The following is a 25381-nucleotide window of genomic DNA, read 5'->3' as shown; positions in this document are numbered from 1 at the left end:
CGCGCCCCGATCACCGCTCGGCGACCGCGCGCTCGTACCGGCCGAGCGCGGTGAGCGGGAAGATCAGCCGGTACAGGTGGTAGTTGATCGAGAAGTCGCCGGGGAACCCGGTGCCGGTGTAGTGCGGCTCGTCCCAGGTGCCGTCCGCGCGCTGGGTGGCCGCCAGGTGCTCGACCCCGTTGCGCACCGCCTCGGTGGTGTGCCTGCCCAGCGCGAGCAGCGCCATCAGCGCCCACCCGGTCTGCGAGGCGGTGGAGGTGCCGACGCCGATCCAGCGCTCGTCGGTGTAGGAGCGCATGTCCTCGCCCCAGCCGCCGTCGGCGTTCTGGTGCTGCTCCAGCCAGCGCGCCGCGCGCCGCAGCGACGGGTGGTTCGCGGGTACCCCGGCCTCGACCAGCGCGGGCACCACCGCTCCGGTGCCGTAGACGTGGTTGGCGCCCCAGCGGCCGAACCAGGAACCGCCGGCCTCCTGGTTCTCCAGCAGCCAGCGGACCCCGGCGCGCACCGCCGGGTCGTCGCGGTGCCCGACCGCGGACAGCGCCTCCACCACGTGGGCGGTGACGTCCGCCGACGGCGGGTCGATGACCTCGCCGAAGTCGCAGAACGGGAGCCGGGTGACGAGCTTGCGGGTGTTGTCCGCGTCGAACGCGCCCCAGCCGCCGTCGCGGGACTGCATGCCGCGCAGCCAGTGCACCCCGCGGTCGATGGCGCGGCGGACCTCGGCCGGCTTCGTGTGCTGGATCCGGTTGAGCGCCAGCAGCGCGACGGCGGTGTCGTCGGTGTCGGGGTACCCGTCGTTCTCGAACTCGAAGGCCCACCCGCCGGGCGCCAGGTTCGGCCTGCGCACCGCCCAGTCACCGGTCACCCGCACCTCCTCGTCGAGCAGGTAGTCCGCTGCGCAGCGCAGCGCCGGGTGGTCGGCGGGCAGCCCGGAGTCCCGCAGCGCCTGCACGGTCAGCACGGTGTCCCACACCGGCGACTGGCACGCCTCCAGCCTGCGCACCGGCCCGTCCGCCGTCTGCTCGTGGACGGTGAACCCGTCGAGCCCGGCGATGCCCTCCCGCAGCACGGGGTGCTCCAGCGGGTAGCCGAGCAGGTGCAGCGCCAGCAGCGAGTACACCCACGGCGGCTGGATGCCGCCCCAGGACCCGTCGGCCTCCTGCCGCGCGACGATCCACTCCGCGGCCCGGCGCATCGCCAGTTCCCGCAGCGACCGCAGCGGACGGCGCTGGTAGCGGTGCAGGACCGCGTCGAGCGCGTGGAACGCCCGGTCCCACGCGCCGGTGGAGCGCTGCGGGACCCGCCCGGTGCGCAGTTCCCCGACGCCCACGCCCAGGTCGCGACTCGGCCGCAGCGTGCACACGACGGTCAGCGGCACCACGGTCTGCCGGGCCCAGCACGCCCAGTCCGCCAGGTTCAGCGGCACCGACTTGCCCAGCAGCACCACTTCCGGCGGCATCGCGGGCAGCTCGTCCCAGGACCACTCCCCGAACAGCGCCAGCCAGATCCGGGTGAACACCCGGGTCTCCTCGATGCCGCCGCGGGCGAGGATCCAGGAGCGGGCCGCCGCCATGTGCTCGGCCTCCGGGTCGTCGCCCGCGAGCTTGAGCGCGGTGTAGGCCTCGACGGTGGTGGACAGGTCCCCGGGGCCGCCGAAGTAGGTCGCCCAGGTGCCGTCCTCCCGCTGCTGGGAGCGGATCCAGCGCGCGCCGCGCTCGGTCTCGGCGGGGGTGCGGATGCCGAGGAACTGGCGCATCAGCAGGTCTTCGGCGTCCATGGTGACGTTGGTCTGCAACTCCCCCTTCCACCAGCCGTCGGTGTCCTGCAGGGACAGCAGGTGCTCCTGGGCCGACAGCAGCGCCGCGTGCGCGCGGACACCGCTGCCCAGCGGCAGGTCCGGCAGGGTCTGCTCCTCGGTCCCGGATCGGGTCAGCTGTTCGGTCACCATTGCCTCCGCACGATGAATTCCGCGAGTTCGGTCAGGGCGTCCACCGCGGGGCCGGTCCGGCCGCCGGTGGGCAGCTGCGCGAGCGCGGCGGTCAGCCTGCGTTCGCATTCGTTCTCGGCCCACTCCTTCGAACCGGCCTGGCGCACCAGGTCGGCGGCGAGTTCGGCGCGGTCGCCGACGAGCTGCTCGGGGTCCTGGTAGAGCCGGTGCAGCCGCTCTCCCGCCGCGGTCCCGGAGGTGAGGGCGTGCACGACGGGCGCCGTCTTCTTCCGCGCCCGCACGTCGGAGAGCACCGGTTTCCCGGTGGTCGCCGGATCTCCCCACAGGCCGAGCAGGTCGTCGACGAGCTGGAAGGCCATCCCCAGCTCCTCGCCGAAGGTCCGCAGCCGCGACACGACGGCCGGATCCGCGCCCGCGGCCAGCGCGCCGAGCCCGCAGGCGCACCCGAGCAGCGCCGCGGTCTTGCCCTCGACCATCCGCAGGCACTCGCCGAGCCCCACGTCGTGCCGCCGCTCGAAGTCGAGGTCGGCGGCCTGCCCGACGATGAGCCGCCCGGTCGCCGAGCCGAGCATCCGCACCGCGTCGGCGGCGTGCGGGGCGGGCGGATCGACGAGCACGCTGGTGCCGAGCGCGAGCAGCGCGTCCCCGGCCAGCAGCGCGGCGGGCCTGCCGAACACCGTCCACGCGGTGGGCCGGTGCCGCCGGGAGGTGTCGTCGTCCATCAGGTCGTCGTGCAGCAGCGAGAAGTTGTGCACCAGTTCCACCGCGGCCGCTTCCCGGAACGGGGCGGGGGCGTCCTCGACGGCGGCGGCAGCGGCGAGCAGCACCAGCGCGGGCCGCAGCGCCTTGCCGGTGCGCCCGTCGGGGCTGCCGTCGGCGTGCACCCAGCCGAAGTGGTACTCGCAGACCAGCCGGGTGTGCTCGTCGAGCTCGCCGACCGCGGCCCGGAGTGCGGGCTCCACCTGCCGTCGCGAGGTGGTCAGCGCGCTGGGGACGGCAATGGTCATCGGGACACCTCCACGCCCGTCTGCCGGGCGTCGCCGGTGGCCGCTCGCACGACGCGCGCGGCCCGTTCTCCGCTGCGCACAGCGCCTTCGAGGGTGTCGGGCCAGCCGGTGGCGGTCCACGCGCCTGCCAGCACCAGCCCGGTGAGCCCGGTGTCCGCCGCGGGACGCCTCGCCCGCGTGCCGGGGGCCTGGTCGAAAGTCGCGCGCGGTTCGCGGGTGACGAAGAAGTCGTCGACGCGGGCCTGCCGGGCCGCGGGCAGCAGATCCCGCAGGGCGGGCAGGAACAGCTCGCGCAGCTCGTCGGTGCGCCGGTCGAGCAGGTCCTGCGCGGCGGACAACGAGAGGGCCAGGTACTGGCCGTGCCGCGCGCCCGCGATCGCGGTCCGGTCGAACAGCCACTGCACCGGCGAGTCGAGCACCGCGGCCATCGGCTCGGCCAGCACCGCCCGGTCGTAGTGCACGTGCACGTTGACGATGGGCGCCGCCGAGAGCCCGGACCAGCGCGGTACCGCGGGCAGCGGCAGCCCGGTCAGCAGCGCGGTGGCGTGCTGGTGCGGCACGGCCACGACCACGGAGTCGGCGTTGAGCACGTCCTCACCGCCGCGCCCGCGCACGGGCACGCGCCAGCCGAGCGCGTCCCGGCGCAGCCCGACCGCCTTGGTGCGCAGCAGGACCCGCACCCCGGCGGCGTGCAGCGCCCGGTGCGCCGCGGTGTCGTGCAGCGCGCCGAGCGGGCGGCGCGGGATGCCGATGTCGGCGGAGTCGGTGCCGTCGAGCACGCCGGTGCGGAAGACCTTCACCGCCAGCGCCAGCGAGGAGCGGTCGGGCTGGGCGTTGAGCGCGGCCACCGACAGCAGCCCCCACAGCGCGTCCACGGCTCGCGCCGATTCGCCGCGGGAGCGCAGCCAGTCCCCGAAGCTGTGCTCGTCGAGCTCCGGGTCGGCCGGGTCCAGCGCGCGCAGCGCGAGCGCGGTCCGCGCGGCGCCGAGCCGTTCGGCGGGCGTCAGGGCCCGGTAGCCGAGCAGCGCGGGTGCCAGGTGCAGCGGGGCGGGCGCCTGCCAGCGCCGCAGCACGCTCGGCGGCGCGCCGGGTCGCAGCACCGGGATCCGCAGCTTCGGCTGCACGTGGATCCCGTCGGCGGCGCCGAACCGGCGCAGCAGCGCGCGGTAGGCGGTGTAGCAGCGCAGGATCACGTGCTGCCCGGTGTCGACGTCGAGGTCGCCGCGGCGGAACGATCCCGCGGCGCCGCCGAGCCGGGACCGCGCTTCCAGCAACGTCACCTCGAAGCCCTGGTCGGCGCAGCGCAGCGCCGCGGTGAGCCCGGCGAGGCCGCCGCCGACGACGAGCACGGCGCGGTTCACGGCGCCATCCCCGCCAACGAGCGGGCCGCCACGCCGGCCTTGCGCCAGGCGGGCAGCGAGGTGCGCCGCCGCATCGCCCGCGAGGGCGCGGCGGCGATGGCCTGCAGCACCTCGTGGTAGATCCCGGACATGGACGCGCAGCAGGCCCGGCTGCGGCGGTCGAGCATCGGCAGCAGCCCGAAGCCCTCCCGGTACCACTGCTCGGCGCGGGCGACCTCGAACCGCACGAGCCGGGCGAGCCCGTCGGCGTCGCTCGCGACCGGGCCGGGTTCGCCGGGGACGAGGTGCACGCCGAAGCGCTGCAGATCCTCCGCGGGCAGGTAGACGCGCCCGTTGCCGTGGTCCTCGCGCACGTCGCGCAGGATGTTGGTGAGCTGCAGCGCGACGCCGAGGGAGTCGGCACGGCGTTCGGCCACGGCCCGGTCGGTGGTGCCGAACACCCCGAGCGAGAGCCTGCCGATCGATCCGGCGACGCAGCGGCAGTAGTGCAGCAGGTCCTCGAAGGTCAGGTACTTGGTGCCGCGCACGTCCGCTTCGCAGCCGTCGATGAGCTCGTCGAAGGCGGACATCGGCAGTGCCAGCCGCGATTCGGCGTCGGCCAGCGCCACCAGCACCGGGTCCGCGGACCGCGGGCTCGCGTGGTGCAGCGCGGTGCGGGCTTCGGCCAGCAGCCGCAGCTTCTCGGCGGCGGGCAGCTCGCCGTCGCCGATGTCGTCGACGCGGCGGGCGAACGCGTACACCGCGGACAGCGCCCGCCGCTTCGGCCCCGGCAGCAACCTGATCCCGTAGGAGAAGTTGCGCGCGCGCTCGCGGGTGATCCGCTCGCACTCCCGGTACGCCTCCGGAACCGAAGTGGTCACCAGGTACCTCCTGACAGCAGCAAGCGCACCGATTCGGCGGCGGTGCGGGCGCGGGCGGGGGTCACGTCCCCGCTGATCGGGTCGAACCGGGCGGCGGTGAACGCGTGGACGGTGGCGCGTCCACCCGCCACGTACCCGGCGACGGCGAGCCGGGCGGGCATCGGCAGCTTGCCGACCAGGGGCGCGCCGGATTCGAGCATCCGGTGCGCGCGCACGACCTGGAAGCGCAGCAGCGCCCGCCAATGCGCGGGGACCCGGCCCGATTCCAGTTCCTCGGGCGCGCAGCCGTAGTGGCGCAGGTCCGCTTCGGGCAGGTAGACGCGGCCCGCGCGGTGGTCTTCGAGCACGTCCTGGCAGTGCTCCAGGATCTGCAGCGCGGTGCAGATGCGGTCGGAGAGGGCGACCAGGTCGGGACGGGCGCAGCCGAAGACGTGCAGCACGGATTCGCCGACGGGGTTCGCCGAGAGCGCGCAGTAGTCGACGAGCTCGGTGAAGGTGCGGTAGCGGTGCACGTGCTGGTCCCGCCGGTTCGCGTCGATCAGCCGCACCAGCACCTCCTGCGGCAGGCCGCAGGCGCGGATGGTGGGTGCGAGTGCTTTGAGCAGCGGGAGCCGCGGGGTGCCGCGGTAGGCGTGGCCGAGGTCGGTTTCGAGGTGGTCGAGCAGGACTTCGCGGTTGCCGGGCGCGTCGTCCCCGGCGTAGTCGACGAGCCGGAAGTAGCCGTAGAGCGCCATCAGGTGGGTGCGCGGGCCCCGCGGCAGCACTCGCGCCGCGACGGGGAAGTTCTCGCCGTCGGCCCGCGCGAGCACGGCCGCGCTGTCGGGCAGCTGCGCCGCGAAGTCCGGTACCCGCGCGGTGGTGCGCTCGTGGGCAGGTCGTCCACGAGCCCGTGACATGTCCACAATGGCCCCCTCACCCGCCTGCGACCTGGGTGGTCCGGCAAGACTAGGACCGGCACCGGTCGCCACGCAGGATGGAGGAACACCTTCGTGTGGTGAAGGGAATTCGCGTTACCGGACTCAGTCCACTGTGTACTCAACCGGTGGCGGGCGCAAGAAAGCCGGGAACCGCGCCGCCTCCCCGCCACCTACCGCCCGGCCGCATGCTCGGCTCGGCACGAACGCGATCGGGAACCCGAACAGGACCGGCCGGTGGGCGTGGCCGGCACGTGGGTGACCGCCGACGGGCCACATCCGCCAGGAGCCGCGGGCCGACGGGCGCTACGACGAGGCCCGCACGAACCGGGCGAGCGCCCGCACCGACGGCTGCACCGTCACCGGGAGTCACCTCGACGACGTCGACGACACCGGGTTCACCGCGACCGGTGACATCCGGGACGGCGTAGTCCACCACGAGCACCTGCCGCTCCACCGGGAAGGGTGAACGCGTCCGGGCGCGGTCGGGACCGGGAACTACACCCTTCCGCTGATCGTTGATCCTGGGGACCGCGACCGGTCCGCCGCGCACGCCGACAGGAGGAACAACAGTGGAGTACCGCCAGCTGGGACGATCCGGACTGCGTGTCTCGACGCTGACCTTGGGCACGATGACGTACGGCGGCGAGGGCAACTTCGCCAAGCTCGGCAACGTGGACGTCGACGGCGCCAAGCGGCAGATCGACATGTGCCTCGACGCCGGGGTCAACCTGATCGACACGGCGAACATGTACTCGACCGGCGTCGCCGAGCAGATCGTCGGCAAGGCCATCGCGGGCAAGCGCGACGACGTGCTGATCTCCACGAAGGTCCGGATGGTCATGGGCGACGGCCCGAACGACGCCGGGCTCTCCCGGCACCACATCATCTCGCAGGCGGAGGCCAGCTTGCGCCGGCTCGACACCGACCACGTCGACCTCTACCACGTGCACGAGTGGGACGGGCAGACGCCGCTGGAGGAGACCCTCGAAGCGCTGGACACGCTGGTCCGCTCCGGCAAGGTCCGCTACCTGGGGGTGTCCAACTACGCGGGCTGGCAGCTGCTCAAGGCGCTGGGCCTGGCGGACCGGCTCGGCTACCAGCGGTTCGTGGCGAACCAGATCTACTACTCGCTGGAGAGCCGCGACGCCGAGTACGAGCTGATCCCGGCCTCGATCGACCAGGGCCTGGGCGTGCTGGTGTGGAGCCCGTTGGCCGGCGGGCTGCTCTCCGGCAAGTACCGGCGCGGCCAGCAGGCCGCCGACGGCAGGCACCTGGAGGAGGACTGGAACGAGCCACCGGTGCGCGACGCCGAGAAGCTCTACGACACCATCGAGGAAGTGGTGGACATCGCCTCCTCGCACGGGGTGTCCCCGGCGCAGATCTCGCTGGCCTACCTGCTGCGCAAGCCGGGGGTCACCTCGCTGGTCATCGGCGCCCGCAAGGACGAGCAGCTGCGGGACAACCTCGGGGCGACCGAGGTGCGGCTCAGCGACGACGAGTTCCGGAAGCTCGACGAGATCAGCAAGCCGTACCTGATCTACCCGCACTGGCACCAGGAGCTGAGCGCCTCCGAGCGGTTCGGCGTTCCGGACCGGGCGCTGCACGGCTGAGCCACCCGGCCCGCCGGTGCCGTCGTCGTCGAACGCAGGCGCGGCGCGGCCGCTGAGGGACGCGGTTCGGTGCGGCCGCCGTCGAGGTGTTCGACGGCGGCCGCCACCGCGTTGCGGGCCCGCCCGGCGTCGGCCGGGGCCGACCGGGGGCCGACCGGGGGCCGACCGGGCGGGCGCGCTGTCGCCGCAGCCGACGACCGGGAGGCGCCGGCACGTCGATCCTGTTGCGCGCCGTCCAGCGCACCGGTCGGCGGCGGGTTCCCGCGCGCCGCGGCAGGCCACCCCGCCGATGGCGGAGCACATCGAGCATGCGGATGGGACCGGGCCGGTTCGAAGGTCACCGGATCTCCGCGGAACACCGCCGCGGCCTCCCGGTCTGGCCGGAAGCGAGCCGGGGCGATGCGGTCACCGGGGATGCGGGACGTGCTCCCAGGAGTCCTCGCGCAGCAGCGCGCCGAGCCGCCGGACCGCCCGGTACTGCAGGGCGCGCACCGCGCCGCCATCGCGCCCCATCCGGCTGGCGGTCTGCTCCACGGTCAGGCCCAGTGCGAACCGCAGCACCAGGCAGCGGTGCTGGTCGTCGCTGAGGTCACCGGCTCGGGACCACAGCCGGTCGGCCATCAACCGGTCCAGCACCAGGTCCTCCAGCGCGTCGGCGCTGCGCCGGTCCGGGTCGAAGTCGGCGGTGACGACCTCGCGGCGGTTGCGCGCGGACTTGAGGTGATCCAGCAGCAGGTGGCGGGCGATGGTGACGAACCACGCGCCCGGATCGTCGCTGCCGCGCCGGACGGTGCGGATGTTGTGCAGCGCTCGCGCGAACGTCTCGTGCACGAGGTCCTCGACGGTGCTGAAGTCGCGGATCCGCGCGCACAGGAAGTTGCTGACCAGCGGGCGGTACCGCTCGTAGAGCCTGCCGAACGCGATCCGGTCACCGCGCTGGGCCCGTTCGACCAGTTCCCACGCCGCGTCCCCGGTCAGCGGTTGCGGGACGCGCACCGCGGCGGTCATGCCGCCCGCCCGGAACGCCGGGGCACCGGGGTCGCGCCGGGTGGTCGCCTGCTGCCTGCGGTGTCGTTCACTGGGCGCCTCCACGATCGACGGTGATCCGGGGAAGGGTCGGCGCACCGGGCGCGGTGGCTCCTCCACGTGCGGGTCGGGAACCCGGGCACGATGCGAATTACGATTAACATAGGTGTCGTCGTCGAAGACCGTCAAGGCCACGACCGCCAGCTCTGCCACCGAGAGCGCCGAAGTGTAAAGTCGGCGCGCGACGGTGCGGCGAGCAACGGAGGTATCACTCATGGCATCTCCGGGCACGCGCGGCACCGGCACCCGCGGCACCTCGCGCCTGCGCACCGGCGACCGGCGGGCGCAGATCTCCGCCATCGCCGCGGAGCTGTTCAGCGAACGCGGCTACCACGGCGTCGGCCTCGGCGAGATCGCCTCCGCCGCCGGGATCACCGGACCGGCGATCTACCGCCACTTCCCCAACAAGCAGGGCATCCTCGCCCACGCGGCCCGCGAGTTCGCCGCGGCGCTCACCGAATGCGCGCGGCGGGCCGACGCCGAACCCGGCAGCGACCGGGACAAGCTGGACGCGGTCGTGCGGGCGGTCGCCGAACTGGTCGTGCACCGCCGCCGCAGCATCCGGCTCTACCAGTGGGAAGCGCGCCACCTCGACGACGAGGACCGCAGGCACGTGGCCCGCTGCCTGGGCGACCTGATCTCGGTGCTCGCGCACCGGCTCGCCGCGGTGCGCCCGGAACTGCCCGCGGCCACCGCACGGCTGCTGGCCTCGGCTTCGCTCAGCGGCATCGCCGGCTGGTCCACGCACCGCGTCGCGCTCGGCGACAAGGTGGCCCAGGCGAGGTTGTGCTCGATCGCGGCGGTGCTGCTGGCCGCCGATCCGCCCGCCGACTCCCCCACCTCGGCCGCACCGGCCGGGAACGGGGTCCCCGACCTGGCCGCGCGGCGGGAGAAGCTGCTGGCCGCGGCCGTGCCGCTGTTCCGGCGGCGCGGCTTCCACGCCGTGAGCATGGAGGAGATCGGCACCGCGGCGGGCATCAACGCTTCCAGCGTGTACCGCCACTTCAGCGGCAAGGCCGACCTGCTGGCCGCGGTGTACTACCGGGCCGCCGACCGGCTCACCTCGGCGTGCGGGCAGGCGGTGGCCGACGCCCCGGACGCCGAGGCCGCGCGGCGCGGGCTGGTCGCGGCCTACGTGGACTTCGCGTTCCGCAACCGGGACCTGCTCGCCGTCTACCTCTCGGAGTACAAGAACCTGCCCACCGGGGACCGGCACGAGCTGCGGCGGGCGCAGCGCGACCACGTGCGGCAGTGGACGCTGGTGGCCGAGCGGGTGCGCCCGGACGCCCAGCACGCGCAGGTGACCGCGCAGGCCGCGTTGAACATGATCAACGACCTGGCGATGGCGAGCGCGCAGCCGGCCACCCCGGAGCAGGCCGCGCACCTCGCGCTGGACGTGCTGCACCGCGTCTGACCGCACCGCGTCCGGCGCAACCGGAGCGCCCGCTCGGGTGAACCGTGAATCGCACGCGCATTGCTCCTCCAGCTGGTTTTTCCCCGTCGCAGCAGGTAGATCGGCACGTCCTTGCCACTAAGTTAATCGGGATTTACAGTTCACCGGAGGTCCGGCCCGCCGCGGCCGACCACTCTCCGAGGGATCACGTCCGGCCATCCCGGAAGGAAACGACCATGCCCCGAGTCCTCAGCGACGAGCGACGCGACTTCGTCCAGGCGATCTCCGAGTTCTGCCGCCGCGAATGCGGCAGCAAGCAGCAGCGCGACGAGCTCACCGACGGCGGGACGCACCTGCACAACCAGGAGCTCTACGCCAAGATGGCCGATCTGGGCTGGCTGGGCGTCCACATCCCCGAGGAGCACGGCGGCGCGGGGCTCGGCATGACCGACCTGTGCCTGTTCCTGGAGGAGACCGCCTACGGCCGCGCACCCATCGGCGGTTTCGCCACCACCATCATCTCCGCCGCCGCCTACGCGAAGTTCGGCACGCCGGAGCAGAAGCGCACCATCCTCGAAGGCGTCGTGCGCGGCCGGGTCGAAGCGATCTCCATGTCCGAGCCGGGCGCCGGATCCGACGTCGGCGCGCTCACCTGCAAGGCCGAGCGGCGCGACGGCGGCTGGGTGGTCAACGGGCAGAAGACGTGGTGCTCCAACGCGCACCTCGCCGACCACGTGCTGCTCATCGCCCGCACCGGATCCGGCGGCACCAAGCACGAGGGACTGACCCAGTTCGTGGTGCCCAACGGCACCCCCGGCCTCCAGATCCAGGGCATCGACACCATGGGCGGGCGCGAGGTCAACGACCTGTACTTCACCGACTGCTTCCTGCCCGACGACGCCGTGGTCGGCACCGTGGACCAGGGCTGGAAGCAGCTGATGGCCGGGCTGAACCTGGAGCGGATGATCCTCGCCGCGCTGATGCTCGGCACCGCGCGCCGCGCGTTCGACGACACCGTGGCCTACGTGAAGGAACGCGAGCAGTTCGGCCGCCCCATCGGCACCTTCCAGGCGCTGCGGCACCGGATCGCCGACATGGCCACGGAACTGGAATGCGCCCGGCTGCTCGTCGACGACGTGGCGCGGCAGATCGACGAGGCACCGGAGCGCACCTTTCCGCGCGAGGCGTCGATGGCGAAGCTCAAGTGCACCGAGCTGGCCAAGCACGTGTCCTTGGAAGGGATGCAGATGCTCGGCGGCTACGGCTACGCCACCGAGTACGGGATGGAGGCGTTGCTGCGCTCCACCGTCGTGTCCACCGTGTACGGCGGCACCAGCGAGATCCAGCGCGACATCATCGGCAAGACCTACGGGCTGTGAGCGACCATGACCGACCCGACACCGCGGCTGCGGTCCACCGATCCCGCTGATGGCGGCCTGGTCGCCGAGTTCGACGTCGACGGCCCCGAGCAGGTCGCCGCCGCCGTCGCCCGCGCCCGCGAGGCCTCGACCTGGTGGGCGGGCCTCGGCTCCGCCGACCGGGAACGCCGCCTGCTGCGCTGGGCCGCGCACCTGACCCGGCACGCCGAGGAGATCACCGCGCTCGTCCGCGCCGAGAACGGCAAGCCCCGCGACGACGTGTTCCTCGAACTCACCCTCACCCTGGAGCACATCCGCTGGGCCGCGCGCCACGCCCGCTCGGTGCTGCGTCCCCGGTCGGTCTCTCCCGGCCCGCTGATGGCCAACCACGCGGCGCGGGTCGAGCAGCGTCCACTGGGCGTGGTCGGCGTGATCGGGCCGTGGAACTACCCGCTGTTCACCCCGAACGGCTCCATCGCCTACGCGCTCGCCGCGGGCAACGCGGTCGTGTTCAAGCCCAGCGAGCACACGCCCGCCGTCGGCCGCTGGTACGTCGAGGCGTTCGCGGCGGCGAACCCGGACGCGCCCGCCGGCGTGCTGAGCGCGGTGCAAGGCGGTGGGGAGACCGGGGCGGCGCTGTGCCGGGCCGGAGTGGACAAGCTCGCGTTCACCGGCTCCACCGCCACCGGTAAGAAGATCATGGCGACCTGCGCGGAGACGCTGACCCCGGTGCTCGTCGAGTGCGGCGGCAAGGACGCGCTGATCGTCGCCGCCGATGCCGACCTGACCGCGGCCGCGGACGCCGCCGCGTGGGGCGCGATGTCCAACAGCGGGCAGACCTGCGTGGGCGTGGAGCGGATCTACGTGGTCCGCGAGGTGCGGGATCGGTTCCTCGCCGAGCTGGAGCACAGGCTGCGCCGGGTGCGGGCCGGGGTGCACTACGGGCCGATGACGGTGCCCGCGCAGGTGGAGATCGTGCGCGGGCACGTCGCGGACGCGCTCGAGCACGGCGCCACGGCCCGGGTCGGCGGCGCGGAGTCGGTGAGCCCGCCGTACGTGGATCCGGTGCTGCTGGTGGACGCCGACGAGGATTCCGCCGCCGTCCGCGAGGAGACCTTCGGCCCGACGGTCACGGTCCGCACCGTGGAGTCGGTCGACGAGGCGGTGCGGCTGGCCAACGCCACCGACTTCGGGCTGGCGGCCACCGTGTTCTCCCGCGGGCGCGGCATGGAGATCGCGCGGCGGATCCGCGCCGGGGCGACCTCGGTGAACGCGGTGCTGGGCTTCGCGGCGGTGGCGGCGCTGCCGTTCGGCGGGGTCGGCGCCTCCGGGTTCGGCCGCATCCACGGCGCGGAGGGCCTGCTGGAGTTCAGCCGATCGCACTCGCTGACCCGGCAGCGGTTCGCGCTCCCGGGCATGGCGCTGATGAGCTTCGAGCGCACGGCCCGGACGATGCGCCTGGTGGAGCGGATCGTCCGCTGGCGCCACGGCCGAGCGCGCTGAGCGGACGGCCCGTTCAGGACGGGCCGTCCACCCGATGGGCTCAGGCGACGACGTAATCGTCCTGGATGGGCTCGCCCGCGAGGAACCGGCGCACCGAGTCCCGCACGCCGGCCGCGTAGCGCTGCTGCGCTTCGAGGCTGGTGCCCGAGACGTGCGGGGTCAGCGCGTGCCCCGGCATGCTGCGCCACGGGTGGTCGGCGGGGGCGGGCTGCGGGTACCAGACGTCGCCCGCGTAGCCGCCGAGGTGCCCGTCCTCCAGCACCCGCACCAGCGCGTCGGTGTCGACGATCTGGCCGCGCGCGATGTTCACCAGCCACGCGCCGGGCCGCATCGAGCGCAACCGCTCCTCGCCGAACATCCCCTTGGTCTCGGACGTCAGCGGGCAGGACAGCACGATCGCGTCCGACTGCGCCACCAGGTCGTCGAGGTGCTTGAACCGGGCGCCGAACACGGCTTCTTCGGTGCTGCTGCGGCGGTGCCGGGTGTTGTACAGCATCCGCACGTCGAACCCCTTGAGCCGCAACGCGATCCGCTGCCCGATCTGGCCCATGCCGATGATGCCGACGGTCTTGTCCTCGATGTCGTGCGACCGGGCGGCGATGTCGGCGATGTCCCAGCGGCCGTCGACCACCTGCTGGTAGGCCGGGATGTAGTTGCGCACCAGGGTCAGCAGCTGCATCACGGCGTGCTCGGCGACGCTGACCACGTTGCTGCCGGTGACCTCGGCGACGGTGATGCCGAGTTCGGCCGCGGTGTCCGAGTCGACGTGGTCGGAGCCGACGCCCGCGGTCAGCACCAGCTTCAGCCGCGGCGCGCGGCGGAGGTCGTCGCCGGAGAGGTAGGTCGGCCAGAACGGGGTCGTGATGAACACGTCGGCGTCGGGCAGGTGCTCGCGCAGCGCCTCGTCCCGATCGCTGAGCACGACGTACTCGTGGCCTTCGGATTCGAGCTGCTTGCGCAGCCCCAGCGCGCCTTCGGTGCTGCCGAGCACTTCCAGCCCGGAGTGGTCGACGTGCTGCTCGGTGGGGCCGGGGTACAGGACGGCAACGATCTTCACGGCCGCCTCCTTCGCGGGGTGGACGTCATCGCGCCCTCCCGGCTACCCGCTGCGCGCGGATCGACCCCGGCCGCCCGCGGATTTGATTTCAGTTGACACTGAACGAATTCGGATCGCAGAGATCTTCGGCCGAGAAGAACGCCCTGCCGCACGGGCAGGGCGTTCAGCAGGCGATCAGCCGGTCAGCGCGCCGATGAACGACGCGGCAGGCCGCAGCCGCGGCAGCAGCGTCGCCTGGTACGCGTGGTACAGGTCGGGCTTGCCCTCCCAGACCGTGGCGGCCGGCCGGTTGTGCTCGTCGAGCTCGTGGCGCCAGGACCCGAGCTCGCGGTCCACGAAGTGGCGCTCGGCGTGCTCGGCCCAGGTGGTGAACCAGCGGGCGTACTCCTCGTCGCCGGTGGCCTGGTGCAGCGCCCACGCGGTGGCCAGCGCCTCCGCGATCACCCAGTGCAGCCGGTTGCGCACCACCGGGGCGCCGTCGAAGTCGGTGGTGTAGACGAAGCCCGCCGCCCCGTCCACGTCCCAGCCGTCGCGGACGGCGGTGGCGAACAGCTCCCGCGCGTCGTCGAGCAGCCAGGCGGGCGCCCGCTCCCCCAGCGCGTGCCGCACGTGCAGGGCCAGCCGGGACCACTCCAGCAGGTGGCCGATGGTCACCCCGTACGGGCGGAACTGGTCGGCGGGCTTGTCCCGGTTGTAGTCCAGCCGCACGTTCCAGCTCGGGTCGAAGTGCTCCGGCAGCCGCCAGCCGCCGTCGCGGGCGAAACCGTGCACCACGTTCTCGACGATGCGGGCCGCGCGGTCGGACCAGCGGCGGTCGCCGGTGACGTCGGCGGCGGCCAGCAGCGCCTCCACGGTGTGCATGTTCGCGTTGACGCCGCGGTAGGGCTCCAGCTCGGTCCAGGAACGGTTCCAGGAGTCGGCGACCAGGCCGTGCTCGTCCTCCCAGAAGTGCGCGTCCTGCACCGCGAGCGCGTCGTCCAGCAGCTTCCGCCCACCGTCCGCGCCGATCGCGGCGGCGCTGGCGGCGGCGAGCAGCACGAACGCGTGCTCGTAGGCGCCCTTGTGGTCGGCGACCGGACCGGCGGCGGTGGCCGAGGCGAACCAGCCGCCGTGCTCGTCGTCGTGCAGCAGCCCGCGCAGCGCCGCCACGCCGTGCTCGACCCGCGGCCGCAGGTCGTCCCGGCCCTGCGCGACGGCGAGGGCGAGCACGTGCGTGGTGCGGCAGGTGATCCAGGTCTCCACCGGCCGCTCCGGCACCGGCGCGCCCGCGGAGTCCAGCCAGGCGAAGCCGCCGTCGGGGTGCGCGGCGGCCTCGGCGAAGGCGAGCACCCGCTCCGGCTCGACGCGCACCCACTCCGGCACGAACGCCTGCGATTGTTCGGTCACGACGCCTACCTTCCGACGTTTCGGGCGCGGGGCCCGTTCGATCCGACCGGTCCCGGGTTCCGCCGGGCGGTCGGTGGTCCGAACCACCAGCTTCGCACAGCGAAACACCGCGGCACCACGCCACCTCCGGCGGCGGACGCGTTCTGTCCACAGTGGATTAGTGAGTCGCGGCCGGGTGGCGACGGGCGGTCAGCGGACGAGGCGGAAGAAGCCGCGCACCTGCTCGACCAGCGACTCCGGCTGCTCCAGTGCGGCGAAGTGGCCGCCTCGCGGCAGTTCCTCGAACCAGCGCAAGTCGGTGAACCGCAGTTCGGCCTCCCGCCGCGACGGGCGGGCGAGGTCGCGCGGGTAGACCGACAGCCCGGACGGCGCCGTGACCACGTCCCGGAAACGGGCGAAACCCTCCCAGTACAGGCGCGCCGAGGACGCGGCCGACGCGGTGAACCAGTAGACCGAGATCTCGTCGAGGAGCTTCTGCAGCGGCACCGCGTCCTCGATGTCGCCGCTGTTGTCCGTCCACGCCCAGAACTTCTCGGCGATCCAGGCCGCCTGGCCCGCCGGGGAGTCGGTGAGCGCGTAGCCGAGGGTCTGCGGCCGGGTCGACTGGAGCGCCGAGTACCCCCGGCCGGTGCGCTGGAACTCCTCCGCGGCGGCGAGGTTCGCCAGCTCCGCGGGTGTCGGGTCGTCGAACGCGCCCGCCGCCACGGACCCCATGTTCAGGTGGACGCCGGCGACCCGCTCGGGCGCCACCTCCCCCAGCGCGCCGGACACCGCCGAACCCCAGTCGCCGCCCTGCGCGCCATACCGGCCGTACCCCAGCGACACCATCAACGCGTCCCAGGCGCGTGCGATGCGCGTGATGCCCCACCCGGTCGTCGACGGCTTGTCGCTCCAGCCGTACCCGGGCAACGACGGCGCGACCACGTGGAACGCATCCGCCGGGTCCCCGCCGTGCGCGCGGGGGTCGGTCAGCGGGCCGAAGACGTCCAGGAACTCGAGCACCGAGCCCGGCCACCCGTGCGTGAGCACCAGCGGGAACGCGTCCGGCTCCGGCGAGCGGACGTGCAGGAAGTGGATGCCCAGCCCGTCGACCACGTCGCGGTACTGCGGGAAGGCGTTCAGCCGCTCGGCGAACCCGAAGTCGTAGTCCTCGGCCCAGCTCCGGCAGAGCTCCTGGGCACGGGCCAGCGGCACTCCCTGCGACCAGTCGTGCACCGGCTCGGGTTCGGGCCACCGCGTCCGGCGCAACCGGTCGCGCAGATCGTCGATCTCGGCTTCGGTGATGCTGGCCCTGAACGGCTCGGCGGCCACGGCGGGCTCCCTCCCCGGATGCTGCGTGACAGGTGAAAGCGATGACGCGTGTAACATTAGGGCGTCGCGAGGAGGCACGCCAGATGCTCGATGGGCAGCACGATCCGGCGATCCGGACGGCCGTCGACCTCGCCAACACGGTCAAGCCGATCACGGGCGCGGACGAGCTGGAGACCGTGCAGCAGCTCGCGGACTTCCTCGACCGGCACGCCCCGGCCGCGCCAGGCCCGCGCCGCCCCACCCGCGCCGACCTGGCGGAGGTCCGCGCGCTGCGCGGGACGGTGCGCGCCGTGCTGGAACGGGCGAGCACCGACGCGGCCGGAACCGCGGCCCTGATCAACGACGGCCTGCGCCGCAGCCGAGCCACCCCGGCACTGCGCCACGAGCAGGGCCGCTGGTGGACCGAGACGACCTCCGACACCGACCGCTGCGCGGCGCACCTGGCCGCGACCACGCTCAGCGCACTGGCCGCCGTGATCGCCGCGCACGGATCGGCCCGCCTCGGCGCGTGCGCCGGGCTGCGCTGCCGGGCCGTGTTCGTCGACCTGTCGCGCAACGGCTCGAAGCGGTACTGCACCCGGAACTGCGCGCACCGGGCCGGCGTCGCGGCCTACCGGAGCCGGCAAGGCCGGGGCTGAGCACCGGCGGCGGATCGGATCCGGCTTCCGGCCGAGGTGAGCAGGGGCGGGCGTGCGGAGCGCCGCGGAACCTCCGCCGTCGCGGTCGAGGACACGGCGCGAGTCTGGGAGCGTGGTGATCGGCCACCAGGAGAAGAGGAGTCCCGCCCCATGCCCGAACTGCGCACCATCGCCGAAGGCCTGCGGTTCCCCGAAGGCCCCGTCGCCCTCGCCGACGGCTCCGTGCTGGTCGTGGAGATCCGCCGCGGCACGCTGTCCCGGGTGGCCCCGGACGGCGCGATCTCGGTCGTCGCGGACTGCGGCGGTGGACCCAACGGCGCGGCCATCGGCCCCGACGGCGCCGTGTACGTGTGCGACAACGGCGGGTTCCGCTGGCACGACCGGGACGGGCTGAGCGTGCCCGGCGGCCAACCCGACGACTACTCCGGCGGGCGCCTGCAGCGCGTCACCCTCGACGGCGAGGTCACCGACGTGCGCACCGAAGTGGACGGACGACCGCTGCGCGGGCCGAACGACCTCGTGTTCGACGCCGACGGCGGCTGCTACTTCACCGACTTCGGCAAGACCCGCGCGCGGGAGATGGACCTGGGCGGGCTGTACTACGCGCTGCCGGACGGCTCCCGGGGTGGAGGAACTGGTGTTCCCGCTGCACCAGCCGAACGGCGTCGGCCTGTCCCCGGACGGAGATCGGGTGCACGTCGCCGAAACCGGGTCGGGCCGGGTGTGGAGCTGGGAGGTGCTGGGACCTGGCCGGGTGCGCCGCGGTGCCGAGCTGCTGCACGGGTTCTCCGGGGCGCGGATGCTGGATTCGCTCGCGGTGGACTCGGCGGGCAACGTGTGCGTGGCGACGCTGAACACCGGCGAGATCAGCGTGCTCAGCCCGGACGGCGAGCTCGTCGAGCAGGTGCCGGTCCCCGTGCCGGACCCGCTGGTCACCAACATCTGCTTCGGCGGACCGGACCTGCGCACCGCCTACATCACCTCCTCGGGCCGGGGCGTGCTGTACGAGACCGAGTGGCCGCGCCCGGGCCTGCCTCCGCACTTCACCGCTTGATGCTCCGCCGCTCCCGCCGCGCAGCACCAGCTGCCCCCCGGGCCGGGATGGATTCCTGGTGCGCCAGTCCGCTCGCCCGCTCAGCGGCAGGCGGGCAGCGGCGTCGCCGCCGACCGGGGACCACCGGGCTCGCGGCGCAGGCGGCCGGGCGGGCGGCGTGCCGACCCGGCGGCGTGACCGAGGCGATCACGGCGGCCTTCGCCGAACGGTCGTGGCCGCGGCCCGGGGCCGGTCGTAGCGTGGAAACCGAGGAACAGCGAGGTGCACTGCCATGTCCGAACGCGCGATCCGCATCGGCGGGTTCTCCGGCTACCTCGGGGACCGGTTCACCGGAGTGGCCGAGGTGCTGGCCGGAGATCCGGTGGACGTGCTGATCGGCGACTACCTCGCGGAGATCACCCTCGCCGCGCTGTCGGTGCGCTACCGGCGCGACCCGGCGCGCGGGTACGTGGAGCACTTCCTCGACCAGCTGCGCCCGCACCTGGGGGTGCTCGCCGAACGCGGCGCCAAGGTCGTCACCAACGCGGGCGGCTTCCACCCGGCGGGGCTGGCCGCGGCGCTGCGCGAGGTGATCGCGACCGACGGCGCCGACCTGCGGGTCGCGCACGTGGACGGCGACGACGTGCTCGACCGGTTGCCGGAGCTGCAGCGGGCCGGGCACCGGCTGGAACACCTGGACACCGGGCGGGACCTGGCCGGGTGGGCGGCGGCGCCGATGGCCGCGAACGCCTACCTCGGCGGGTGGGGCATCGCCGAAGCCCTCGCCGCCGGGGCCGCCGTGGTGGTGTGCGGGAGGGTCACCGACGCCTCGCTGACCGCGGGCCCAGCCGCCTGGTGGCACGGCTGGGGCCGCGAGGACTGGGACGAGCTGGCCGGAGCGGTGCTGGCCGGGCACGTCATCGAGTGCGGCGCGCACGCCACCGGCGGCAACTTCTCCGGCTTCACCCGCATCCCCGGCATGGCGGTGCCCGGGTTCCCGATCGCCGAGGTCGCCGCCGACGGGTCCAGCACCATCACCAAGCACGCCCGCGACGGTGGCGCGGTCACCACCGACACCGTCACCGCGCAGCTGGTCTACGAGATCCAGGGCCCGACCTACCTGAACCCGGACGTCACCACGCACCTCGACGCGGTCGCGCTGGCGCCGGACGGCCCGGACCGGGTGCGGATCACCGGTGCCACCGGTTCTCCCCCGCCGCCGACGACGAAGGTCGCCGTGTTCGGCGGGATCGGGTACCAGGTGGTGAACACCGCGTTCGTGACCGGCCTGGACGTGGCCGCGAAGGTCGAGCTGCTGCGCACCCAGCTCGCCCGCGACCTGCCCGAGGGCATCACCGAGCTGGACGTCACCCCGCTCGGCACGCCCGCCGCCGATCCGGCGACGCAGTGGGCCGCGACGGTCCCGGTGCGGGTGATGGCGACGGCGGCCGAGCGGGAACCGCTGGAGCGGTTCGACGCGGCGGCGCGGCTCGGGTCGCTGTACTTGCAGGGCCTGCCCGGTTTCTTCCACGACGGCGCCGCCGGGCTCACCTCGACGCCGCGGCCGCGCATCGACCACTGGCCGGCGCTGCTGCCGATGTCCGAGGTGCCGCACCGGGTCGTGCTCGCCGACGGGTCCGAAGTGGACGTCGCGCCGCCCGTCCGCACCGAAGCCGCGGGCGCCCAGCCCGTCCACCCGGAACCGGCCGCGCCGGAGCTCGGCGAGGCCCGGTCGGCACCGCTGGGGACGCTGGCGCACGCGCGCAGCGGTGACAAGGGCGGCAACAGCAACGTCGGCGTCTGGGTCGCCGAGGACCGGGCGTGGCCGTGGCTGCGGGACACCCTGTCCACCGCCGCGCTGCGCGAGCTGCTGCCCGAGTGCGGCGGGCTGGACGTGGTGCGCCACGAGTTCCCGGAGTTGCGGGCCGTGCACTTCGTGCTGCGCGGACTGCTCGGCACCGGTGGCTCGTCGAACCTGCGCGTCGACCAGGTAGGCAAGGCGGTGGGCGAATACCTGCGGGCCAAGCACGTGCTCATCCCGGTGGAACTGCTACCGGACGGAGGAGGGAACCATGTCGCTGACTGACCGCGTCACCAAGGCGGTGGCCGAACCGTCCACTTCGGACGAGTTCGATCCGGCGGGCGAGCTGGCGGAGGTGCTCGGCGGCGTCGGCATGAGCGCCGCGGACACCGGCGGCTCCATCACCTTCCACGGCGCGGACCCGGTGGTGCCCAGCACCCTGCGCCTCGGCGGGGGTTCGGCGATCGCACTGGCCGCGAAGTCGGCGGCGATCGCGAAGCTGTGGCGGCTGCGCGGCGGCGAGGGCCAGGACATCGAGGTGGACCTGCGGTCCGCGCCGCACCGGCTGTGCCCGTTCTACGACCGCCGGTGGGAGCTGGTCAACGGCTACCCGGCGGCCTCGGCGGCGAACCCGTCGAACGCGCTCGGGTTCGCCTTCTACCGCACCGCCGACGACCGCTGGGTGATGCCGCTCAACCCCTACCCGAAGATCAAGATCGCGGCGCAGAAGCTGCTCGGCGTCCCGGACGACGCGCAGGCCGTCGCGAAGGCGATCTCCGGCTGGAACGCGCTCGACCTGGAGAACGCGGCCGTCGAAGCGGGCACCGTGCTGCCGATGCTGCGCAGCACCGAGGAACTGCTCGCCGAACCGCACTACCGCGACGCCCTCGCCGACCTGCCGCTGATCGAGATCACCAAGATCGGCGAGAGCGAACCGGAACCGCTCACCGGCGGTGGCTCGCCGCTGGACGGCATCCGCGCGCTCGGCATGGGCCACGTCATCGCCGGAGCCGGGGTGGGGCGCGCCCTCGCCCTGCACGGGGCCGACGTGCTGAACCTGTGGCGGCCCGGCGAGATGGAGCACGACACCACCTACGTGACCGCGAACGTCGGCACCCGCTCCGCGACCGTCGACCCCTACGGCGCGGACGGGTCGCGGCGCATCCGGGAGCTGCTGGCCGGAGCGGACGTGTTCTTCGCCAACCGCAGGCCCGGTTTCCTCGACTCCATCGGGCTCTCCGCCGAGCAGGCCGCCGAGGCCCGGCCCGGCATCGTCCACGCCACCACCACCCTCAACGGCGAGCGCGGGCCGTGGGCGGGGCGCGTCGGCTTCGACCAGACCGCGGGCAGCCTCACCGGCATGATGAACCTGGAGGGCGACGGGGAGACGCCGGCGCTGCCGCCGATCCTGGTGGTCAACGACTACATCGTGTCCTGGCTGATGGCGACCGGGGTGGCCGAGGCGCTGGCCCGCCGCGCCGTCGACGGCGGCAGCTACCGGGTGCACGTGTCGCTGACCCGCGCCGCGCTCTGGATCCTGAGCCTCGGCGTGTTCGACAAGGAGTACGCGGCGGCCACCGCGGGCAGCGACGCCCGGCACGCCTACCTCGACCCGGAGACGTTCACCGCCGAGACGCCGCTGGGCCACTACCAGGGCGTCACCGACCAGGTCCGGATGTCCGCGACCCCCGGCCACTACCGCACCGTTCTGGTCCCCCGAGGCTCTTCCCGCCCGGAATGGCTAGACCGCTGAGCTGCGGGTGGTCGAACTCGGGTTGCTCAGCACTCGGGTGGCGGGTGGTCGACCTGCGTACGTGGTCGGCGGCTCAGCGGCTTCGCCGCTGACAGGAGAGGGCCGAGACCCGCTTGGTCCTCGGGCGGTCAGGCCTCGGCCGGGGTGGTGGGGGTGAGCGCTCCCCGGCGTTCCAGCAGGCGGGTGCCCGCGCTGCCGGCCAAGCCCACCAGCACCAGCACCGCCCACGGCAGCCAGCGCATCCCCGGCTCGGCGAAGGCGTCCAGCAGCGCGCCCGCCAGCCAGCTGACCGCGGCCGCGACCAGGCTGGAGACCAGGTAGTAGAAGCCGTAGTAGGTGCCGGCGAGGCGTTCGCTGCCGACCGCGGGAAGCAGTTCCATCGCGAACGGGTTCGTCATCGCCTGCCCGACGGTGAACAGCACGATCGCGAGCACCACGGGCACGAACGCCAGCACCGTCCCGGCGATGCCGCCGACGGGCAGCCGTTCCGGCAGCACGGGTGCGGCCAGCAGGATCGGCACGAACGAGCCGCCCATGCAGGCCAGGCCGACCACGATGGACCGGCCGGAGCTCCACCGCGCCCGGCACCACTCGGTGATCCGCACCTGCCCGAACACGCCGATCAGCGTGGACACCCCGAACACGACGGCGATGGACCACGCCACCCCGGACACCCGCTGCGCCTCCAGCGGCAGCGTCAGGTAGAGCTGGTTGTAGAGCGCGAAGTACGCCGACAGCGCCAGGGTGAAGCCGAGGAACCGCCGGTTCAGCACCACTTCCCGCCAGCTGCCCAGCACGCTCTGGCGCTGCGGCTCGACCTCGCGGTGCGGCAGCACCAGCAGCTGCGCGCCGGTGAGCACCGCGAAGGCCACGCACGCCACCAGTGCGATGACCCGGAAGTCCACCGCCAGCAGCGCCGCGCCCAGCAGCGGCCCCACCAGGGTGCCCGCGTGCTGGAACACGTTGAACACGGCGAAGACCTCGGCGCGCCGCTCCCCCGCCTCGTGCATCAGGTAGGTCCGCACCGCCGGGTTGAACAGCGCCCCCGCCAGGCCGGTGAGGATCGCGGCGGCGAACAGGCCGGGCAGCGTGGTGAACACGGCGAACAGGCCGAACGACACCACGCGCAACGCGCAACCGGCGATGATCATCGGCCGGCAGCCGAGGCGGTCCGCCGCGGTGCCGCCGAGCAGGAACATGCCCTGCTGGCTCAAGTTGCGGACGCCGAGCACGAGCCCGACCACGGCGGCGCCGTAGCCGAGGTTCCCGCTCATGTACGCGGCCAGGAACGGCATCAGCATGTAGAAGCCGACGTTGATGCCGAACTGGTTGATCACCAGCAGCTTCGCCGCCGGGGACAACCGGGCGAACGCGGCGCGGTTCACGGCCGCACCTCGCAGACCGGGCATTCCGCCGGGCCGTCGGCTCGCCGGGCACACGGATCGACCACCTTGCGCGACCTCCTCCACGTCGTTCTGCTGTCCACTTCGGACGGTATGCCGTCCGCGTCCACCGGTTCGGCGGCGGGTTCCGGGAAGTCCTGCGCGGCGAGGAAGTCCGGGTCGTAGATCGTCCCCCAGTAGCGGTGCGGCCCGTCCGGGAACACCGCGGCCACCTGGTCCGCGCCGAGCTCCCGGGCGCACCAGGACGCCACCAGCGCCACCGCGCCGGTGCTCCAGCCGCCGGTGACGAACGCGCCGGCGGCGAGCCGGTGGCAGGCCGCGACGGACTCCGCCGCGCCGACCAGGTGCACCTCGTCGAACGCCGCGTAGTCCACGTTGCCGGGGTGGATGCTGCTGCCGAGGCCGCGCATCAGGCGCTTCGCCACCGGGTCGCCGAACACCGCGGACCCCGCCGCGTCCACCCCGACCAGCCGCACCCTGGGGGCGCGCTCGCGCAGCGCCCGCGCGATGCCGGCGCTGTGCCCGCCGGTGCCGACGCTGCACACCACGACCTGCGCGTCCGGCAGCTGGTCCAGCAGTTCGTGGCCGAGCGCGCGGTAGCCGGTGACGTTGTCCGGGTTGTTGTACTGGTCCGGCCAGTACGCCCCGGGCAGCTCGGCCAGCAGCTCCCGCACCCGGTCCAGCCGCGGGGGGGGCCAGCCGCCCACCGGGTGCGGGTCGCGCACCAGCTCCACCCGCACCCCGTGCGCGGTGAGCAGCGCGCGGGTCTGCCCATCGAGCTCCGCGTCGGCGACCACGACGACCGGGTGGCCCAGCGCGGTCCCCACGTATGCCAGGCCGATGCCCAGGGTGCCGCTGGTGGACTCGACGACCGTCCCGCCGGGGCGCAGTTCTCCGCGGGCCCGGGCCGCGGTGAGCATGGCGTGCGCGGCGCGGGCCTTCATGCCGCCCGGCGCGGTGCTCTCCAGCTTCGCCCAGAAACCCGGGTGCGGGAACGCGATCGGTGCGGCGACCCGCAGCAGCGGGGTGCCTCCGATCAGGTCCAGGGCCGAGTCGCAGCGGGCGGGCGCGCGACCCGTCACCGCACGACCTCGGTGGCGCGGGCGGCCTCGTAGGTGTGGATCGTGGTGTCCTCGCCGGAGAGCCAGAAGAACGGGTAGGGCTCCGCCGACAGCGCGCGCACCGGGCCGCCGAGCAGTTCCCGCAGCACAGCGGATCCGGTCTGCGCGAACAGGGTCAGCGGCAGGTCGCGGGCCGCGCAGGTCGCGGCGATGTCGTCGAAGGTGCCGTTGCCGAGGACCATGCCGGAGGCCAGCACCGCGTCCGCGCCGTCGATCGCGGCGGCGTGGTCGGTGCGGATCGGCTCGTCCCACTCGGTGCGGCCGCCCTTGAGGTCGCAGGGCACGTAGTCGAGCCCGCGGTCCCGCAGCGCGTCGAGCAGCGAGTTCACCACGCCGATCACCGCGACCCGGCCGCCATCGGGGACCGCGGTGATCGCGGCGACCGCGCGGGCGCGGGCGGTGGACTTGACCAGCGAGTCGCCCGTCGGGATCACCACCTGCCGGGACAGCGGGTGCGCGGCGTGCGGGGTGAGCGCGGCGAGGTAGGCGTCCAGCGCCGCGACCCGCACCGGCAGCAGCGGGTGCCGCAGCAGCTCGGCCGCGGTGCGGCCCACGGCGTCGCGCACCGCGTCCTCGTCCAGGGCGCCGGGTTCGACGGCGCACGAGCCGACGGCGTCGGCGATCCGGACGCTGAGCACGGTGTTGGTGTAGCCGGTGCCGCGCCCGGTGTGCCGGGCGGCCTGCACGGTCAGGAACGCGACGGCGGCGGAGAGCTCCGCCGGGCCGTTCCCGTCCGCATCGCGGACGTGGCCGGACAGCGCGGACTCGACCAGCGAGTCCACGTAGGACTGATCAGTGGTGGTGGCAGGACGCACGTGTCTCCCCGAGCTGGAAC

20 protein-coding genes and 2 pseudogenes are annotated in these 25381 nt (G+C 73.7%); 10 read left to right on the top strand and 12 right to left on the bottom strand.

The features are described 5' to 3' along the window. Nucleotides 1-10: 10 nt before the first annotated feature. From shc to hpnC, 5 genes are read right to left on the bottom strand one after another with little or no spacing between them, the layout of a single operon-like run. Nucleotides 11-1948, bottom strand: coding sequence for a squalene--hopene cyclase (gene shc, locus LCD33_RS09650; RefSeq protein ID WP_374108047.1), 1938 nt, complete (start codon nt 1946-1948; stop codon nt 11-13). Continuing rightward, nucleotides 1942-2955, bottom strand: coding sequence for a polyprenyl synthetase family protein (locus tag LCD33_RS09645; protein WP_224956726.1), 1014 nt, complete (start codon nt 2953-2955; stop codon nt 1942-1944). The genes shc and LCD33_RS09645 overlap by 7 nt, the downstream gene beginning before the upstream one ends. Then, entirely contained in the window at nt 2952-4316 is a 1365-nt protein-coding gene (gene hpnE, locus LCD33_RS09640; protein WP_224966546.1) for a hydroxysqualene dehydroxylase HpnE, read from the bottom strand. Before hpnE ends, LCD33_RS09645 begins: the two co-directional genes overlap by 4 nt. After that, the gene (gene hpnD, locus LCD33_RS09635; RefSeq protein WP_224956728.1) at nt 4313-5176 is read right to left on the bottom strand and encodes a presqualene diphosphate synthase HpnD; all 864 of its coding nucleotides are present in this window, start codon (nt 5174-5176) and stop codon (nt 4313-4315) included. Before hpnD ends, hpnE begins: the two co-directional genes overlap by 4 nt. Then, entirely contained in the window at nt 5173-6072 is a 900-nt protein-coding gene (hpnC, locus tag LCD33_RS09630) for a squalene synthase HpnC (protein ID WP_224956729.1), read from the bottom strand. Before hpnC ends, hpnD begins: the two co-directional genes overlap by 4 nt. Before the next feature lie 261 nt (nt 6073-6333). Between hpnC and LCD33_RS09625 the strand changes: the two are divergent. Both LCD33_RS09625 and LCD33_RS09620 read left to right on the top strand, forming a co-directional pair. Next, nucleotides 6334-6559, top strand: a pseudogene (locus LCD33_RS09625) (Atu4866 domain-containing protein). A 103-nt stretch (nt 6560-6662) separates the two neighbouring features. Then, nucleotides 6663-7703: an aldo/keto reductase gene (locus LCD33_RS09620; protein WP_224966547.1), complete on the top strand. Its 1041-nt coding sequence runs from the start codon at nt 6663-6665 to the stop codon at nt 7701-7703. Nucleotides 7704-8108: 405 nt separating this feature from the next. Here LCD33_RS09620 and LCD33_RS09615 read toward each other — a convergent pair whose 3' ends face one another. Continuing rightward, nucleotides 8109-9005 carry an RNA polymerase sigma factor gene (locus LCD33_RS09615; protein WP_224966551.1) on the bottom strand — a complete coding sequence of 299 codons (897 nt, stop codon included), beginning with the start codon at nt 9003-9005 and terminating at the stop codon, nt 8109-8111. On the opposite strand from LCD33_RS09615, the gene LCD33_RS09610 reads away from it, so the two are divergent. The 3 genes from LCD33_RS09610 (at nt 9004) to LCD33_RS09600 (ending at nt 13043) form a co-directional block, all read left to right on the top strand. Then, a complete protein-coding gene (locus LCD33_RS09610; RefSeq protein ID WP_224956732.1) occupies nt 9004-10203 on the top strand; it encodes a TetR/AcrR family transcriptional regulator in 1200 nt (399 codons plus the stop codon). The two genes, LCD33_RS09615 and LCD33_RS09610, sit on opposite strands and share 2 nt — an antisense overlap. A 215-nt stretch (nt 10204-10418) precedes the next feature. Next, on the top strand, nt 10419-11561 hold the full coding sequence (locus LCD33_RS09605; protein WP_224977740.1) for an acyl-CoA dehydrogenase family protein: 1143 nt from the start codon (nt 10419-10421) through the stop codon (nt 11559-11561). Between the two features lie 6 nt (nt 11562-11567). Beyond that, a complete protein-coding gene (locus tag LCD33_RS09600) occupies nt 11568-13043 on the top strand; it encodes an aldehyde dehydrogenase family protein (protein WP_224956734.1) in 1476 nt (491 codons plus the stop codon). A 40-nt stretch (nt 13044-13083) separates the two neighbouring features. On the opposite strand, the gene LCD33_RS09595 is transcribed toward LCD33_RS09600, so the two are convergent. The 3 genes from LCD33_RS09595 to LCD33_RS09585 all read right to left on the bottom strand — a co-directional run bounded on the left by LCD33_RS09595 (nt 13084) and on the right by LCD33_RS09585 (nt 16797). Further along, nucleotides 13084-14100 (bottom strand): NAD-dependent formate dehydrogenase, encoded by a 1017-nt coding sequence (locus LCD33_RS09595; RefSeq protein WP_224956736.1) that lies wholly within the window; start codon nt 14098-14100, stop codon nt 13084-13086. 174 nt (nt 14101-14274) lie between these two features. Then, nucleotides 14275-15486: an AGE family epimerase/isomerase gene (locus LCD33_RS09590; RefSeq protein WP_224956738.1), complete on the bottom strand. Its 1212-nt coding sequence runs from the start codon at nt 15484-15486 to the stop codon at nt 14275-14277. Nucleotides 15487-15675: 189 nt separating this feature from the next. Continuing rightward, entirely contained in the window at nt 15676-16797 is a 1122-nt protein-coding gene (locus tag LCD33_RS09585; protein WP_224977739.1) for an epoxide hydrolase family protein, read from the bottom strand. An 83-nt stretch (nt 16798-16880) separates the two neighbouring features. Here LCD33_RS09585 and LCD33_RS09580 point away from each other — a divergent pair, with 83 nt between their 5' ends. The 5 genes and pseudogenes from LCD33_RS09580 to LCD33_RS09565 all read left to right on the top strand — a co-directional run bounded on the left by LCD33_RS09580 (nt 16881) and on the right by LCD33_RS09565 (nt 22022). Beyond that, the gene (locus LCD33_RS09580; RefSeq protein ID WP_224956741.1) at nt 16881-17435 is read left to right on the top strand and encodes an ABATE domain-containing protein; all 555 of its coding nucleotides are present in this window, start codon (nt 16881-16883) and stop codon (nt 17433-17435) included. Nucleotides 17436-17585: 150 nt separating this feature from the next. Further along, a pseudogene (locus tag LCD33_RS28825) lies at nt 17586-17993 on the top strand (SMP-30/gluconolactonase/LRE family protein); the annotation flags it as partial. A gap of 67 nt (nt 17994-18060) precedes the next feature. Continuing rightward, nucleotides 18061-18489: an SMP-30/gluconolactonase/LRE family protein gene (locus LCD33_RS28820; protein WP_308011255.1), complete on the top strand. Its 429-nt coding sequence runs from the start codon at nt 18061-18063 to the stop codon at nt 18487-18489. A 271-nt stretch (nt 18490-18760) separates the two neighbouring features. Continuing rightward, on the top strand, nt 18761-20554 hold the full coding sequence (locus tag LCD33_RS09570) for an acyclic terpene utilization AtuA family protein (RefSeq protein ID WP_224977738.1): 1794 nt from the start codon (nt 18761-18763) through the stop codon (nt 20552-20554). After that, nucleotides 20541-22022: a CoA transferase gene (locus tag LCD33_RS09565; RefSeq protein ID WP_224956743.1), complete on the top strand. Its 1482-nt coding sequence runs from the start codon at nt 20541-20543 to the stop codon at nt 22020-22022. The genes LCD33_RS09570 and LCD33_RS09565 overlap by 14 nt, the downstream gene beginning before the upstream one ends. 128 nt (nt 22023-22150) lie before the next feature. Here LCD33_RS09565 and LCD33_RS09560 read toward each other — a convergent pair whose 3' ends face one another. The 3 genes from LCD33_RS09560 to LCD33_RS09550 are packed head-to-tail and all read right to left on the bottom strand — an operon-like array spanning nt 22151 to nt 25361. Next, nucleotides 22151-23407 carry an MFS transporter gene (locus LCD33_RS09560; RefSeq protein WP_224966553.1) on the bottom strand — a complete coding sequence of 419 codons (1257 nt, stop codon included), beginning with the start codon at nt 23405-23407 and terminating at the stop codon, nt 22151-22153. Then, nucleotides 23404-24507: a PLP-dependent cysteine synthase family protein gene (locus tag LCD33_RS09555; RefSeq protein WP_224977737.1), complete on the bottom strand. Its 1104-nt coding sequence runs from the start codon at nt 24505-24507 to the stop codon at nt 23404-23406. The genes LCD33_RS09560 and LCD33_RS09555 overlap by 4 nt, the downstream gene beginning before the upstream one ends. Beyond that, a complete protein-coding gene (locus LCD33_RS09550) occupies nt 24504-25361 on the bottom strand; it encodes a hypothetical protein (protein WP_224977736.1) in 858 nt (285 codons plus the stop codon). Before LCD33_RS09550 ends, LCD33_RS09555 begins: the two co-directional genes overlap by 4 nt. Between the last annotated feature and the right edge of the window lie 20 nt (nt 25362-25381).

This window comes from Saccharopolyspora sp. 7B (genome assembly GCF_020177435.1).
Classification (GTDB): domain Bacteria; phylum Actinomycetota; class Actinomycetes; order Mycobacteriales; family Pseudonocardiaceae; genus Saccharopolyspora_C; species Saccharopolyspora_C gregorii.
Note: the sequence above shows the minus strand (reverse complement) of the source record. Positions and strands in the feature narration are given on the sequence as shown.